The sequence below is a fragment of the Aliifodinibius sp. S!AR15-10 genome, assembly GCF_031569985.1.
GTDB lineage: Bacteria > Bacteroidota > Rhodothermia > Balneolales > Balneolaceae > JAMQKA01.
Window position 1 is genome coordinate 37,361 of record NZ_JAMQKA010000032.1, and the last position, 16,374, is coordinate 53,734.

Annotated in this window: 13 protein-coding genes; 10 read left to right on the top strand and 3 right to left on the bottom strand. The window is 46.7% G+C overall.

Annotated elements, in window-relative coordinates; all coding sequences use genetic code 11:
* Positions 1–66: 66 nt before the first annotated feature.
* The 6 genes from NC796_RS17850 (at position 67) to NC796_RS17875 (ending at position 5,226) form a co-directional block, all read left to right on the top strand.
* A complete protein-coding gene (locus NC796_RS17850; protein WP_310686375.1) occupies positions 67–264 on the top strand; it encodes a hypothetical protein in 198 nt (65 codons plus the stop codon).
* A 252-nt stretch (positions 265–516) separates the two neighbouring features.
* Complete coding sequence (locus NC796_RS17855; protein ID WP_310686376.1) at positions 517–768, top strand: hypothetical protein; 252 nt, start codon at positions 517–519, stop codon at positions 766–768.
* A gap of 120 nt (positions 769–888) precedes the next feature.
* Complete coding sequence (gene egtB, locus NC796_RS17860) at positions 889–2,190, top strand: ergothioneine biosynthesis protein EgtB (protein WP_310686377.1); 1,302 nt, start codon at positions 889–891, stop codon at positions 2,188–2,190.
* Between the two features lie 257 nt (positions 2,191–2,447).
* On the top strand, positions 2,448–3,305 hold the full coding sequence (folP, locus tag NC796_RS17865) for a dihydropteroate synthase (RefSeq protein ID WP_310686378.1): 858 nt from the start codon (positions 2,448–2,450) through the stop codon (positions 3,303–3,305).
* A 124-nt stretch (positions 3,306–3,429) separates the two neighbouring features.
* Positions 3,430–4,248: a diadenylate cyclase CdaA gene (gene cdaA, locus NC796_RS17870; RefSeq protein WP_310686379.1), complete on the top strand. Its 819-nt coding sequence runs from the start codon at positions 3,430–3,432 to the stop codon at positions 4,246–4,248.
* Between the two features lie 84 nt (positions 4,249–4,332).
* The gene (locus NC796_RS17875; protein WP_310686380.1) at positions 4,333–5,226 is read left to right on the top strand and encodes a DUF4097 family beta strand repeat-containing protein; all 894 of its coding nucleotides are present in this window, start codon (positions 4,333–4,335) and stop codon (positions 5,224–5,226) included.
* Between the two features lie 102 nt (positions 5,227–5,328).
* On the opposite strand, the gene meaB is transcribed toward NC796_RS17875, so the two are convergent.
* The 3 genes from meaB to NC796_RS17890 form a co-directional block, all read right to left on the bottom strand.
* Positions 5,329–6,318 carry a methylmalonyl Co-A mutase-associated GTPase MeaB gene (meaB, locus tag NC796_RS17880; RefSeq protein ID WP_409070394.1) on the bottom strand — a complete coding sequence of 330 codons (990 nt, stop codon included), beginning with the start codon at positions 6,316–6,318 and terminating at the stop codon, positions 5,329–5,331.
* Between the two features lie 255 nt (positions 6,319–6,573).
* Positions 6,574–8,712 carry a methylmalonyl-CoA mutase gene (scpA, locus tag NC796_RS17885; protein ID WP_310686382.1) on the bottom strand — a complete coding sequence of 713 codons (2,139 nt, stop codon included), beginning with the start codon at positions 8,710–8,712 and terminating at the stop codon, positions 6,574–6,576.
* 75 nt (positions 8,713–8,787) lie between these two features.
* A complete protein-coding gene (locus NC796_RS17890; protein ID WP_310686383.1) occupies positions 8,788–10,809 on the bottom strand; it encodes a methylmalonyl-CoA mutase family protein in 2,022 nt (673 codons plus the stop codon).
* A gap of 280 nt (positions 10,810–11,089) precedes the next feature.
* Between NC796_RS17890 and NC796_RS17895 the strand changes: the two genes are divergently transcribed.
* The 4 genes from NC796_RS17895 to NC796_RS17910 all read left to right on the top strand — a co-directional run bounded on the left by NC796_RS17895 (position 11,090) and on the right by NC796_RS17910 (position 16,261).
* Entirely contained in the window at positions 11,090–12,253 is a 1,164-nt protein-coding gene (locus tag NC796_RS17895) for an acyl-CoA dehydrogenase (protein ID WP_310686384.1), read from the top strand.
* 221 nt (positions 12,254–12,474) lie between these two features.
* On the top strand, positions 12,475–13,737 hold the full coding sequence (locus NC796_RS17900) for a PAS domain S-box protein (protein WP_310686385.1): 1,263 nt from the start codon (positions 12,475–12,477) through the stop codon (positions 13,735–13,737).
* Between the two features lie 67 nt (positions 13,738–13,804).
* A complete protein-coding gene (locus NC796_RS17905) occupies positions 13,805–14,248 on the top strand; it encodes a SufE family protein (protein WP_310686386.1) in 444 nt (147 codons plus the stop codon).
* Positions 14,249–14,416: 168 nt separating this feature from the next.
* Complete coding sequence (locus tag NC796_RS17910) at positions 14,417–16,261, top strand: response regulator (protein ID WP_310686387.1); 1,845 nt, start codon at positions 14,417–14,419, stop codon at positions 16,259–16,261.
* Positions 16,262–16,374 lie beyond the last annotated feature (113 nt).

Here is a 16,374-nt window from a genome sequence, read left to right on the forward strand (position 1 = left end):
AAAGCAGAATTTTTTTAGTGTTTTTCTCGTTTCTATTCTTGAACATGAACTTAAGTTTATATGAATATGGCTGAGAAAAAAGAAAAGTTTGAGAAGATGATCGACAACCCCACATCATATCAGCTTAAGGCTTACTATGATGCGAAAGAAAAAGCCTGCCTCGATGCGATGAAATCGTCCAAATCCAAAAATCCACACAATAAAGGATCTCAACTAGCCGATTTTTGGGACTATGTTTATGAGCAGTTTTATGAGATACAATAAATTATATGATCTTTATCACCTTACCATTGCATTGTAGTACTGAATAACTTTTACAATTTATTAACTTAAAGTGTATACAGAAGGTTGCAGGAACTAATATTCCTGCAACTTTTTTATTTTAAGAATTTTAAAAAGATTAATTTTTCTTGAAATAGTAAATTACATGAACTTGCAACAGTATATTTTTGTGTAAAAATTAATATCTTTATACAAGTTAAATTATAGACTAACGTTACAATTATAAAAGTTGTTATGGACATTAAATTTGTAGAACGAGAAAAAATAAAGACCTCCAAGAAGAGATCATCTAAATTTAAACCTTTGCTGGAAGCGCTTGATCAGCTGGATGTAGGTGGTGACGCTATTGAAGTTCCTTATGAGGATGACAAAAATGTGAACTCTATGCGCACGGCTGTATACCAGTATAACCAGGAAAAAGGGGTCAAAATCAAAAGCGGGAAAGATTCCAAAAACAAGAAGATCTATTTCTACCGGGAAAAATAGATTCGCTACAAACAGGCCGGCCGGTAACCATTTGATACTTTCTAAATGGTAACTAATGGAATGCAAAAAACTACTTTTTGCTTACATTAATATCACCCCTTTGAAAGAACTGATCGTACCATGGCTATAACAACAGAAGAAGAATCTACCCGAGAGCTTGATCAACGATTTGACAAAAAGTATCTGATTGATTCGTATACCAGAGTTCGTAATTTTAGCCACGAACTTGTTGAGCCACTGGAGACGGAAGATTATGTAATTCAGGCCATGGAAAACACCAGCCCTGCCAAATGGCACCTGGCCCATACAAGCTGGTTTTTCGAGACTTTTATCCTTGAAAAGGCACTTGATGATTATGAGTCGCTGCACCCAAAATATGCTTACCTATTCAACTCCTATTACCTGCAAACTGGGCAGCCGCATAACCGTTCCGAGCGCGGACTAATATCTCGACCGACTGTAAGTGAAGTTTTTGAATACCGGGAATATATCGACCAGCAGGTGTTCGGTTTCCTGGAAGATGCAAGCCCGCAAGATCTTGCCCAATGGGGACCGGTGGTTGAAATCGGCATTAATCATGAACAGCAGCACCAGGAACTAATCCTCACCGACATTAAATACCTGTTTTCCCAAAACCCGCTAAAGCCGGCCTATCGTAATCTCAGTACGAACAAGGGACCGTCACCTGAGGAACTGGACTGGATCCAATTTGATGAAGGGATCTACTATGTGGGAAACGAAGGTGGTGAATTCACCTACGACAATGAACATCCCCGGCACCGGCGATTCCTGGAAGCATTTGCCGTGACCGACCGCCTCATTACCAATGGAGAATACCTGCAGTTTATTGAAGACGATGGCTATAACCGCTCCCCGCTTTGGCTGGATGACGGTTGGGCCACGGTGAATGAAAGAGACTGGAATGCCCCACTATATTGGGAAAAGAGAGGGGGCGACTGGCACAACTTTACGCTGGGTGGGATGAGCAAGGTGAATCCTGATGAGCCGGTTACTCATCTCAGCTACTACGAAGCCGATGCCTTTGCACGCTGGGCTGGGGCCCGCCTGCCTACTGAGGGTGAATGGGAAACGATTGCCGGCAATCTGCCTTATGAAGGTAATTTTGTGGACTCTGGAAATTATCACCCGCAAGCCCTGCAATCGCCGCAAGAAAACGGCTTCAAACAGGTATATGGTGATGTCTGGGAATGGACCCAAAGTGCCTACGACCCGTACCCCGGTTACAAACCGCTAGAAGGGGCACTTGGTGAATACAACGGCAAATTCATGTGCGGACAGTATGTGTTGCGCGGCGGTTCTTGTGCTACCTCTCAGAGTCATATCCGAAAAACATATCGCAACTTTTTCTATCCTGACGCCCGCTGGCAGTTTAATGGTCTCCGGCTAGCCCGCTCGCTTTAGGTTGAGTTGGTGAATTATTGAGTATTGAGTTTTCCTTTCGGAATTATCAAACATAGTTATTTCAGTAGAAATTTTTGAATAGCGTAATAAATACCTTCAGATATTAAAAATATGCTGCCCCCTGTTTAAAAAGGTTGGCATAATTACCAGATGAAATGGTTATCTGCTCAAGAAGGTACTCTGCGGCTACGTTCTTACGTTAATAAATTGTAATTTACTTTAAGTCATTCAACTTAACCAACAGACCGATATCGACTTTGGGATACTCGCTACAAACGGAAGCAGATCAACTGCGGTGCAGAGATAAAATGCTGGATCTCTCTACCCCTGTCATTATGGGGGTGCTCAATGCCACGCCAGATTCCTTTTCCGACGGCGGCAAATTCAACCAGCTGGACAGTGCCCTCAAGCAGATCAGCCTGATGGTCGAGGAAGGGGCTTCTATCATTGATGTAGGGGGGGAGTCAACACGTCCCGGTGCTGATCCTGTTTCCGATGAGGAGGAGTTAAACCGGGTAATGCCGATCCTGGAGCGCGCAATTCCACAATTCCCAGAAACTATTTTTTCGATTGATACTACAAAATACAAAGTAGCCCAAAAGGCGCTTGACAGTGGAGCCCATATTATAAATGATATTAGCGGGCTTCAAAAAGAACCCAGGCTCGCAGATCTCTGTGCAGAATATGATGCCGGGTATATCCTGATGCATTCCCAGGGAGATCCACAGACGATGCAGGATGATCCGTCTTATGACGATGTCATTGCGGATGTCCATCGTTTTTTTGAGAAGCAGGCGGCCCTGGCGAAAGGGAAAGGCGTAGAAAGCATTTTGCTGGATCCAGGAATAGGCTTTGGCAAAACACTGGAGCACAACCTGGCAATCTTGGCGAACCTGGAAAAATTCAGTGACTTGGGATACCCGCTGCTGGTGGGGGCATCGCGCAAGTCGATGTTGAGCCCGATTTTGAACGATCGAGAGGTTGAAGGGCGGCTGATCGGAACGGTAGCCATTCACTACCACGCCATGATGAAAGGTGCAAAAATCATCCGCGTTCACGATGTCCATGAAGCAAATGATTCAGTATTAGTGTATAATGCACTAGCTGGATACTAGAAGCTGGAAGTTGGACATTGGACTTTCAGGTCTGACAGGTGGTTTTACATGTAGAAAACTGACTTCGGTATTCCAGTATCTAATTTCAAACTTCCACTAATCAATAACTTTAACGAGGATTATATTGATTCCCGTAGGATTTCTCGAATTTGGTATTAAAGACCTTTTCGAGGTACTGATTATCGCTTTTATACTCTTCTACCTTTACCGGTGGATACGGGGATCGTTTGCGATACAGGCTGCAGTTGGACTCGTTTTTATTATTATGATCAACGCGCTGGTCAGTGCCCTTGGGCTTACGACCATCAATTTTATTTTGCGCAGCATCCTGGATGTGGGTGTCTTAGCCGTATTCATCATCTTTCAGCCGGAAATCCGCAAACTGCTGTACAGTCTGGGGCAAAACACCAACCTTGACCGTTTCTTTTTCCGTTCCAACTCAGATACGGTCATCGACGAAGTTATAGAGGCGGTTCGGAACATGTCACATTCCAAGACAGGTGCACTTATCGTTTTTGCACGCTCATCATCCCTGCAGGACCTTGTAGATGTCGGCGTAAAACTGGATGCACGGGTAAATAGCGAACTTTTAGAATCGATCTTTAACAAAACCAGTCCCCTGCACGACGGAGCCATTGTTATCAGGAGCAACCGCATTGTAGCTGCAAGTTGCTACCTGCCTATTTCACAAAATCCCAATCTCTCTTCGGTATTCGGCACCCGTCACCGGGCAGCTGTAGGTATCACCGAAACCAACAACGTATTCGTGGTAGTCGTCTCCGAAGAAACAGGCCGGATTTCCGTAGCGCGCAACGGCTCCTTGACAAGCGGGCTCACTATTCAAAAGCTGCGCGCTGAAATGCAGCAGACACTCGGTGAGCAGAAGATGGATGAAAGCGAGATGACCTTTTCATCTACCAAATCGGAGCTCAATCTAAATTAATTGCCTTTTTGGGCGAACATTTCGAGCTCCATGGCGTATAAATGCCCCACTTAGCCAAAACTTTAACTAAAATATTTAGGAAAAATGAAGGCGTTAAGGGTACACTTTTTTGCACTTTTGGGGTTGCTTTTTCTCGGAATGACAACCATTGCTACTGCACAAAAAACGGACACGTATAATCTCGACGAGACCTACAACATCTCGGAAACCGGCACTATTGAACTGCATAGCGACGACGCCGGCCTTGTAGAGGTCACCGGCTCTGATCGCACCGACGTACGGGTCATAGTAACTTTTCGGCGTGAACTGGATGGCGTACGAATTGGTAAAAAAAATCAGTTCGGCATGGAGGTCACTGAACAGAATGGAGACCTGATTATCCGTGAGACTCCGCGGGATAGCCGTGGCCTCAATCTCAATATCGGAACTGTCACCAGGAAGTACACCATTACAATCCTAGCTCCGCAGAATGCGAACCTGGAGCTACACGGTGATGATGATACCTACGAAATAGCAGAAATGAACGGCAATATCCAGATCGATTCTGATGACAGCGACATTTCCCTGCGAAGATGCCAGGGTGAGGAATCCCGGTTTAATTTTGATGATGGTGAATTGATTATGGATAACGGCCGTGGCAGCCTGGTAATGAACTTTGATGACGGGGAAGCCGACATTCGGAACGGTAAGTTCGAGCGCATGGATATAGAAACCGACGATGGTGAAATAAATGTCGCTACGACTTTGGCTGACAATGGCGATTATAATTTCTCATCTGATGACGGGGATATCGATTTAAGAATTCTTGGTGGTGGTGGCGAATTCCGTATTGATCACGATGATGTCCGTGTCTCAACCGGCTCCAACTTTGAGCAGCTGGGAAGAAACGAAAATTATACCCGGTTTCGACTGGCCGGGGGTAATGCCCGTGTGCAGATCGATACCGATGATGGGGATGTACGTCTGTTTACGCAATAGATATGCATTCAAAATTACACAGGGTTTTATGACAAAAATCTTAGCTCTTTCGTAAAACTCTGTGTTCCTCCCTGTATTCTGTGATTAAATCCAGGATCCAGGCTATCGAAATATCTCCAATAGCATTTTAGCTGCTTTAAACGAACTTACTTCCCCTTTTAAGACTCGCTTTTCCACACTTTTTAGCTTCTTTTTTACATTCGGGTCGTTGTAAAACTCATCCATCAGCCGGTTCTGGATCGTTTCATAAATCCAATTTTTTGCCTGCCGGCTCCGCTTTTCCCAGAAAAAGCCACTCTCTTTGGTATTTGAGACATAATCACCAATAAGCTCCCATATCACATCTATACCTTTACCCGTCGTCGCTGAACAGGTCGTGACCTCAGGTCCCCAGCCCGATTCGGGCTTTGGATACAGGTGAAGGGCGTTTTTATATTCTCGAACCGCTTGCTTCACTTGTGCCGAATCACTACTGTCGATCTTGTTAACCGCTATGGCATCAGCCATCTCCACAATGCCCCGTTTGATGCCCTGCAGCTCATCGCCCGCACCGGCCAGCATCAGAAGCAGGAAAAAGTCAACCATGGAGTGCACGGCTGTCTCCGACTGACCTACGCCCACCGTTTCGATAAAAATGGTATCGTAGCCGGCAGCTTCGCAGAGATAGATCGTCTCACGTGTTTTTCGCGCTACGCCACCCAGTGATCCACCTGTTGGAGAGGGACGAATATACGCTTTGGGATTATTGGCAAGCGTTCCCATCCGCGTTTTATCCCCCAAAATACTGCCTTTGCTCTTGGTGCTGCTAGGGTCTATAGCCAGCACGGCCAGCTTGCGGTCTTCCTCAATGATGTGATTTCCAAGCGTTTCAATGAATGTGCTTTTCCCCACGCCCGGCACGCCCGTTATGCCTACCCGAATAGATTGGCCGGTATGAGGCAGGCACTGTTCGATAATTTCCTCAGCTTGCTCATGGTGTTCGGGGCGCGAACTTTCAATCAAGGTAATCGCCCGGCTTAAAACTGTTCGGTCATTCTGTAGGATCCCTTCCACATAATCTTCAATCCCCAGTTTCTTCGGGCTATTTTTCATCTGCTCAAGTCCTTTCAGATTGATGGAGTTCTTGGATCTGTTTTCTTCCACTTCTGAAGCGGATGACTGGGTTTTGTTATTAGAGTCAGACAAGACGTGGCTTTTTACATATTTGCATAGAGAGACTTGGTTTGGTACAAGTTACAAATTTGCGCCAGTATAGTGCCATTTTTATTAATGGCTAAAATCTGGTTCAAGTTCATAATTTGGACCAACAATGTGCTTACAATACGGTTCTGATCAGTTGATAGAGCGCTAGTCATCCTCCCGACTCTTGATCAGCACTTCCAAAATTTGCTGTGCAGCAAGGGAAATAACCGTGCCCGGGCCAAAAATTGCGATCACGCCCTCGTCATAAAGAAACTCGTAATCCTGTTGTGGAATAACCCCGCCCACAATTACCATAATATCATCACGGCCCCGCTTTTCCAATTCCTCAATTACCTGCGGAACCAGTGTTTTGTGTCCCCCGGCCAGGCTGGAAACACCAAGAATGTGCACATCATTTTCTACAGCCTGTTGGGCCGCCTCCTCCGGGGTCTGGAACAGCGGACCTATATCCACATCAAAACCGAGATCAGCAAAACTGGTAGAGATCACCTTCGCGCCACGGTCGTGCCCGTCCTGCCCCATCTTGGCTACCATGATGCGTGGACGGCGCCCTTCCAGCTCTGCGAAATCGTCCGCCAGCTCCTGGGCCTTTTTAAAGTTTTTGTCTTTATCTATTTCTGAAGAATACACGCCGGATATGGATCGTACGGTTGCTTTATAACGTCCGAACACCTGTTCCATCGCATCAGAGATTTCCCCGAGCGTTGCCCGTTTGCGGGCGGCCTCCACAGCAGCTTCCAAAAGATTACCGTCGCCGGTTTCAGCCACTTGGGTCAGGGCATCGAGTGCCGACTTAACTTCGGCTTCATTTCGCTCACTCCGGAGCTTTTCTAGCCGACTGAGCTGTTTGTTTCGGACTTTCGCGTTATCCACCTCAAGAATGTCAATCGGGGATTCTTTGTCAAGCTTGTATTTGTTGACGCCCACGATCGTGTCTTTACCCGAGTCGATGCGGGCCTGCTTGCGGGCGGCAGCTTCCTCAATGCGCATCTTGGGCAGTCCTGTTTCAATCGCCTTGGCCATGCCGCCCAGCTCTTCTACCTCCTGGATAAGATCCCAGGCACGTCGGGCAATCCGGTCAGTCAGATATTCCACATAATATGAGCCTGCCCAGGGATCCACCGCATGCGTGATGCCGGTCTCTTCCTGCAGGTAGATTTGCGTATTTCGGGCAATGCGCGCCGAGAAATCCGAGGGCAGGGCTATCGCCTCATCGAGCGCATTGGTGTGGAGCGACTGCGTGTGCCCCAACGCTGCGGTCATCGCCTCAATCGTAGTTCGCGTTACATTATTAAACGGATCCTGCTCAGTCAGACTCCAACCCGACGTCTGGCTGTGCGTGCGCAGTGACATCGATTTGGGGTTTTGGGGATCAAATTGTTTCACCAGCTTAGCCCAGAGCATTCGTCCGGCACGCATCTTGGCTATTTCCATAAAATGATTCATCCCGATCGCCCAGAAGAACGAGATCCGCGGGGCAAACTCATCAATATCCAAGCCCGCATCGAGACCGGTGCGCAGGTACTCGAGTCCGTCAGCCAGGGTATAGGCCAGCTCAATATCACAACTGGCGCCCGCTTCCTGCATGTGGTAACCGCTGACGCTGATGGAATTGAACTTCGGCATATATTGGGATGTGTATTCAAAGATGTCGCCAACAATCCGCATGGAGGGTTTGGGCGGATAGATATAAGTATTGCGCACCATAAACTCCTTGAGGATGTCGTTCTGTATGGTGCCCGCCAGCTGTTCTTTGGCAACACCCTGCTCCTCGGCCGTTACAATGTAGAATGCCATTATCGGGATGACCGCCCCGTTCATGGTCATCGAAACAGACATTTGGTCCAACGGAATCTGATCGAACAGAATTTTCATGTCGAGAATTGAGTCTATTGCCACTCCTGCTTTTCCGACGTCGCCGGTCACGCGTGGGTGATCGGAGTCGTACCCCCGGTGGGTAGCAAGGTCAAATGCCACAGATAGTCCTTTTTGACCCTGTGCCAGCGCCTTCCGATAAAACTCGTTCGATTCCTCAGCCGTCGAAAACCCGGCATACTGGCGGATGGTCCACGGGCGTAGGGCATACATCGTGGAGTAGGGCCCACGCAGGTAAGGTGGAATGCCGGCAGCGTAATCCAAGTGCTCCAATCGCGACACATCCTCTTTCGAGAAGGCAGGCTTTACCGGGATCTGTTCCGGTGTCAGCCAGGCTTCTTCCCCAACCTCTCGGCCATTAGCAGATAATGCCGGTTCGTAATCTATTTCAGAAAAATCTGGTCTCATCTAGTATAATATTATAGAACGCGGATGAAGATGGATTAAGCAGATAACCACAGATTTAAAACTGTGAATATCTGCTTAATCCTCGTTATTTGCGTTCCCAATTCCGAGTTTTTTGTGTAGCTCTCTTAGCGTTTCCAAGACATTGGATTTCCGGTGTATAAATCCATCCACCCCAAAATTGCAGTACTCTTCCTCATGCTCTTTGGGGTGCCCGGCAAGCAGTAGCATCGGCTTCTTTTTCAATGAATCAAGCCTTTTACAGAACGGTTCAACCAGATCCTGATATTCCTTGTCCGAACTACAGAATACGGCTATTTCCGGCTTTATCTTCTCGATCTCTCGTATTGCTGCTTCAATATCTTCAAAACCGATCGGCTCTTTAATTTCGTAACCTGCACATCCCAAAAAGTTGGATGCGAAGGTTGCACGGGCTTTACGCATCTTCCGGTTGCCCAGTGGTATGATCAAAACGGTAGGTGTGCTGGAATGCTGCTCTGTCTCCATCCGGAGCCGCTCAAATGGCTCAGTGCCTCGATACGGTTCCACGGCCCGGTACAGCTGCTTGCCCGGTGCTAACAGTACAGGTACTACATCACCGAGCTTGCCACCCAGATCAAAATTTTCGGCCAGCGACTCGATAATATTCTCGCAGTCTATCTCAAGCTCCCTGTCCGACTCTTTCAGTGAAACGGCCTTGTAGTCTACATCCAAACTTTCTGCCATCCGCTCCTCGGCATTGGGATATTGGTTGGTACCCACAAAAATGCGGCCCCGCTCCGCAATAGCCTGGTCACGCTTTTGGGCTGAATCCTGGATCACTTGAGCCACCACCCCCTGCGTGATCGCCTTCAGCATTCCTCCCTGCTTCTCTATTTCCTGGAATTGCTGCCACGCCGCATTTGCAATCTTATCAGTCAATACTTCAATATAGTAGGAACCGGCTCCGGGATCATAAACCTGGTCCAGGTAGGCCTCTTCCTTAAAGATAATTTGGGCATTTCGAGCAATGCGCTGGCCCAGTTCACTCGGTTGTTGGAACGTAATATCATATGGATTTATAGTGATCAGGTCACAACCGGCAATAGCAGCTGACATTCCTTCAGTGCTGGTGCGCAGCATGTTGGTATAGGGATCGTAGACGGTCTTATTCCGTCGCGAGGTTTCCCCGTGAATATAAGCTGCCTTCACATCGCCTGATGTTTCGCCGTAAGCTTCCACAACCTTTGCCCACAACAGCCGGGCCGCACGAAATTTTGCAATCTCAAGAAAATAGTTACCACCAATAGAGAAGGAAAAAAAGATTTGGGAAGCGATGTTATAGATAGAGAGCCCGCGTTCCGAGAGCTTGGCCAGGTATTCACTACCGGTAGCCAGCGCCAGTGCCAACTCTTCGATGATAGTGCCACCTGTATTGTGCCAAAGCCGGGCATCGATCCCGAGGCAGCGGATATGTGGCAGGTTCTGTTTACAAAAGGATACCATCTGGCGGGCATCGTCAAGAAATACTTTCTCAGGCTTAGGTAGCTGACCGTGCTGCGCGGTATACGCATAGGGATCATACAAGAAGGTGGCATTTGCTGACTTGGGATCCACATCCCTGGCCTGAACCTCGTTTTGAAGCATGGCTACAAGTGCCGGGGTAGCTATACCGGAATCAAAGTTTAGGGACGGGGCATCCAGTTCAACCCCCTCAAGCAGCGCAGTAAAATCGGACTGACTTTGGATCGCCGTGCCCTGAAGATCGCCGCCCAGCATCCCTTCCGTGCGACGTACCCGGAATTCGAATTTCAGGGCATCTGCACCCTGCTTTATGGCTGTCCGGGCCGACTTGTTGGCGTCGGTAACTTCCTGGTCAAAGATCGGCTGACAAATCTGCCAATTATTATCCCGCTTCCCGGGGGTTACAGGGGAATCTGGTATCGTTAGCTTTTCCAGTTCCTCCCTGCGATAGAACGGTTGTACATCCACGCCTTCGCCGGTGTCCCATTTTAGCTTCTCCCTGTAATCGGCTCCACCCAGGTCTTCCTCAATTACTTTTTCCCATTCTTCTGTTGATACCGGTGGAAACTCTTCGAACAGTGATTTCTCCGTATCCATAATTTACTCTCCCATCCAAAGTAATTTGATTCACCTTAATCACAAGATAGGTAGCTTATCACTTATTTGATAACTACAAATTGTTTATTAACAAAACGTCATGTCATCTTGAACTCATTCCAGGATCTCTAAATATTAAAAACGTTATGAACTCTTTTAAGTCACTAGTATTTGCAGCATCGGATCATTTCGAGTTGTCAAATGAGTATGAAAATGAATATCATGCTTTGTGTTTCATTGAGAGAGCAGGGAAATGACTACTTAATTTATACAGGAAACTATGGAACAGATACATCAGGGTATTTTGCCACTTACCAAGTTTACAGGCGACGAACGGATGCTAAAGAACGCAGCTGCCGATTTTGCTGAATCCTTCATTAAACCCCGCGTTGAAGAGATGGATGAGAAAGCCAAGCTGGATCCGGATCTTATGGAAGAGTTTTTTGAGATGGGCCTCATGGGCATTGAAATACCGGAGCAATACCAGGGTGCCGGTGGCAACTTTTTTATGTCGATCCTGGCGATTGAGGAGATCTCAAAAGTAGACGCTTCCGCCGCGGTATTTATGGATGTGCAAAATACGCTGGTCAACAACGCCTTCCTGCGATGGGCTGACGAGCAGATCAAACAGAAATATCTGCCCCAGCTGGCTACTCAAAAAGTCGGGGCCTACTGTCTCTCCGAGTCCGATTCGGGCAGTGATGCGTTTGCGATGAAAACAAGCGCCACGGATGAGGGCGACCATTACTTGCTCAACGGCGCTAAAATGTGGATCACCAATGCCGCCGAGGCAGAAATTTTTATCGTGTTTGCCACCCTGAATCCCGAAGCAGGATATAAAGGCATCACCGCATTTATTGTGGAGCGCGACTTCGAAGGGTTATCGGTATCCAACAAGGAGAATAAGCTGGGAATTCGCGCCAGTTCAACCTGCGAAGTGCTGCTTGAAGACTGCAAAGTTCCCAAAGAGAATATACTCGGGGAGCCCGGCAAAGGCTACAAGGTGGCGATGGAAACACTCAACGAGGGCCGCATAGGCATCGGGGCACAGATGGTGGGTATTGCACAAGGGGCGCTGGATGCTGCCCTGGCCTATACCCAGGAGCGCAAGCAGTTTGGACAGGCAGTATCTGATTTTCAGGGGGTGCGATTTCAGCTTGCTAAAATGGCTACGGACATTGAAACCGCCCGCCTGCTGGTGTACAACGCCGCCCGGATGAAGGAAAATGACCAGCCGTTTACCAAAGAGGCAGCAATGGCCAAATATCACTCTTCAGAGGTTGCAGAAAGCGTATCATCACTGGCTGTTGACCTTTTCGGGGGCTATGGGTACGTGAAGGAGTACCCTGTAGAGAAATTTTACCGTGACTCAAAAATCGGAAAAATCTATGAGGGGACATCCAACATGCAGCTGAATACGATAGCCAAGCTGTTGTTAAAATAATTACTTAACTAATCTAGCCGTCTTGAGCGTGGCCTTCATCTTGGATGGTTTTATTTTCCACAACAGATGCAGCCCCCCATGGAGGTGGCCACCTGCGAGATCTTATTTTTTATATATGGAACGAAAAAGTTTCCCAAAAAATTAATTAGATTGGAATGATTTAGTACAATATCATTGTTGGGTGCGCTTGAAATCAAAATCACGAAGAAAACTATCGACTAATGGAGTCTAATTGGAAGCAAAAGATTAAAGAGTTAAGCAAAAATGAAGAAGCTCGAAAAGAGCTTGAGAATCTTTTTGCGGAGGTCATAGAAGAGAGAGAACAGTTCCAGTCAGATTTAAGCCTGTTGGAAGCGGCAATAAAAAATGATTATGACTCCATTCTCATCACAGAACTTGACCTGGAGGAGCCCGGTCCCCGTATTGTATATGTCAATGACGGGTTTACCAAGATGACCGGTTACAGCCGCGAGGAAGTAATCGGGAAAACACCCCGTATTCTCCAGGGACCCAAAACCGACCGCGCGGTTCTGGATAAGCTGAAAAACCGTCTCAAAGAGGGTAAATCATTTTTTGGACAGGCCGTAAACTACCGTAAAGACGGCTCAGAGTTTGTAAACCAGTGGGATATCCATCCGCTTACCGATGAGGAGGGGAATATTACACACTGGGTTTCCTACCAGCATGATATCACCCAGCGCAAGCGTGCGGAAAAAGTGCTTATCGATACCCAAAAAGAATTTGATGAACTTCGGGAGTCCTCCCAAAAAACGGTGCTCGACGTAGATCTGCAGGGCACCGTCGTGATGGCGAATAAGGCGTTTCGCGAACTGGTGGGTTATAGCAAAGATGAGCTAAAACAGATGAAAGTCTGGGACTTTTTCCCAAAAAAATACCGCGACTCCCTCAAGAAACGATTTGATGACGGTGCCGATGAGGAACGGTTTGACGGACGCCACTTCAAAGGTATCATCCGTCACAAAAACAACGTGCCGATCCAGATTGAGGGGAATACCACTCTGCTGGACCTGAAAGATGGAACACTGATCCGGGCTGATATCAATAATATTTCCATGCAAAAACGTATTATTGATACGCTCAAGAAACGGAATCATGATTTTGGCCGCATTGTGAAAAAAGCTTCCGAATTCACCTATCGCCTGCAACTTAAAAACGGGGAACCCCTGTTTGAAACTGTATCCGAAGAGTTCCCGATTTTTACGGGGCTTTCTTCAGAAATAGTGCAGGAGAAGGGCGGTTTCAAGAAGTTTGTGCACGAAGAGGACCTCGAAAAAGTAAAAGAACACTATAAAAAAGTGCTCGAGGGGCAGAGCTGTACCTGTAGTTACCGCGTCCACACCGCTGATGAAGATTACGTGGAAATTGTTGACTATGCCAAGCCAGAATGGGATAACAGCAATAAATCGGTGGTTTGCATTTCTGGCGCCGTTAGCCTGAAACACGAAAATGAAGCCGCTGTGTAATGTTGCACTAAATATCCAGCATATTTCTTCTTATCTTACGACAAAGCAACATGACGGACGGATATTTATGCCTGATATACAAGATATACAACTCCAAATTATCAAAGAGTTCGAAGCCCTAAGCGACTGGACTGAACGCTATAAGTACATCATTGAACTGGGCCGAGAACTATCACCGCTTGACGAGAAGCACAAGGTGGAGGAAAACCTCGTGCGAGGGTGCCAAGCTCAAGTGTGGCTGAATACCTATTTGGATGATGGTAAAGTTATTTTTGAAGCGGATAGCGATGCAGCGATCACCAAGGGACTGGTGGCGCTGATGGTCCGGTTTTATTCAGGACAAGACCCAGACACCATCATTTCAACATCACCACAGTTTATTAAAAAAATAGGAATGGAGGAGCATCTTTCTCCAACACGCTCAAATGGGCTGGCCTCCATGGTTAAACAGATGAAGATTTATGCTATGGCCTATAAAACAAAGCTGCAAAAACAGCAAACAGGTTCGTAACAAATATCTACTACAGGCCTAGTGGTCAGGTGTAACGAAGATTCAATTACTTCCGCATAAATGCAATAATTCCAGTGCTCTGATAAACATTAGGATGCATTAAGGAATTTTGCCCGTTTCTTTTTTCTTCGTTACTTCCTTTATAATAATAGAATTCATAATCAGGCGATGGGTACTCTATCTGCACTTAAACGATATGCTTTGGGGCTGGACCTCAAAGAAAACCGGCAAGATGTGATCAAAAAAAGCAGTTTGATCGTCTTGAACTCGGTTTCTTTTTTCCTGGCGGGCGTCAGTATTATATTTCTTATCGCCTTCCAGCTCAACCAGTCGATCTCTCTCTCCTGGTTTTTTCTATGTGAAGCAGTTGCTTTCACATTAATTCCGATCTTGGCGCGCAAAGGGTATGAAAATACCTCAAAATTTTTGCTTATCATCTATGTCAATGTCGCGATTATCATTTTGAGCTCTGTTTTTGGCACCAACATGTTGATCCAGACATTTTTCATTCCCGCCAGTGGGCTTTCTGTACTCCTGTTCGACAAAGACAAAAAAGTACTACGTAATGCGGGCATCGGCTTCGCTATTTTCTCATACTTTGTGTTGGATTATATCATTTTTGACCAGATCTATTTTTCCAAGGAGGGTTATTGGTTAATAAAATGGTGTGTGCTTTCCGCTGCCTTTATTTCTACCTGGATGATCTTCAACTCATTCTCCGACTCCAAGGAGTTGGCGGAAGAGGAAACTCAGCACCTGTTGGAAGAGCAGCAAAAACTGAATACAGAACTCAATGAAAAAAAACAAGAGCTTGAACAAAATGTGGCGGAGCTCGAAGAGGCCAAAAAACGAGTAGAAGAGGGATCGCGGGCAAAAACGGAGTTTCTCTCTACCATGAGCCATGAAATTCGTACCCCAATGAACGCTATTATCGGGATGACCAACCTGCTGGCCAAGGACAATCCACGAGAAGACCAGCTGGAACAGATCGAAATCCTTGATTTTTCAGCCAAGACACTGCTTGCATTGATTGATGACATTCTGGATTTCTCCAAAATTGAGTCCGGCAAGATTGAGCTGGAACACGCAGAGTTCAATCCACACCAGGTTTTGAACCAGGTGATTGAAAGTTTCAGGTTTACGGCACGAAACAAAGATATTGAGTTGAAGACCGAGATTGATGAAGAAATTCCCCGGATGATTCTCGGCGACTCGGCGCGATTGACCCAAATCCTCAATAATTTAACTGGGAATGCCGTCAAGTTCACCGATGAAGGAGCCGTAACCGTGCGGGCAAAATGCAAGAAGAAAACAGGTCAACGTGCATATCTACAGTTCCAGGTTTCTGATACCGGGGTGGGCATTGCAGAAGACAAACAGAACGCCATTTTTGACAGCTTCACACAGGAGCGCACAGATACGACACGGATCTTCGGCGGAACAGGACTTGGACTCTCAATTACGAAAAAGCTTGTGGAACTGCAGGACGGCACCATCAGCATGGAGAGCCAAAAAGGGGCTGGCAGTACCTTTTACGTTGACTTGGCGTTTGACATTGCACAGAAAGAGCCCGGCCAAACAAACGGTAACGGCAGCGCTTCGACCTATCAAAAAGTAAACAGCCTGGAAGGCATAAAAGTACTGGTAGTTGAAGACAACCCGATCAACCAGAATGTGATGAAGCGGTTTCTCTCACGCTGGGATATGGAAATTATCCTGGCAAACAACGGGCAGGAATGTATAGAGAAAATACGCCGGGAAAACTTCCACATTATCCTGATGGACCTGCAAATGCCGGAAATGGATGGTTACGAAGCAACACGCCAGATCCGCATGATGGATGAGGTACATAAACGTTCGGTTCCCATCATAGCACTGACAGCTGCTGCGCTGAAGGAGGTCAAAGAAAAGGTCTTTGCTTCTGGTATGAATGACTTTATCACAAAGCCGTTTAATCCCAATGACCTTCAAGACAAGCTTGAACGCCATGTCTTGAATTCCAAGAGTAAATAGCTGTTTCCCTATTCAGCCTTAATAAATCTATAACAAACTAGCACGATCACCATCCCGAATGGCAGATCGTATAACAACACTTTTTGATTAGGATATTATCTTTTCCGAAAATG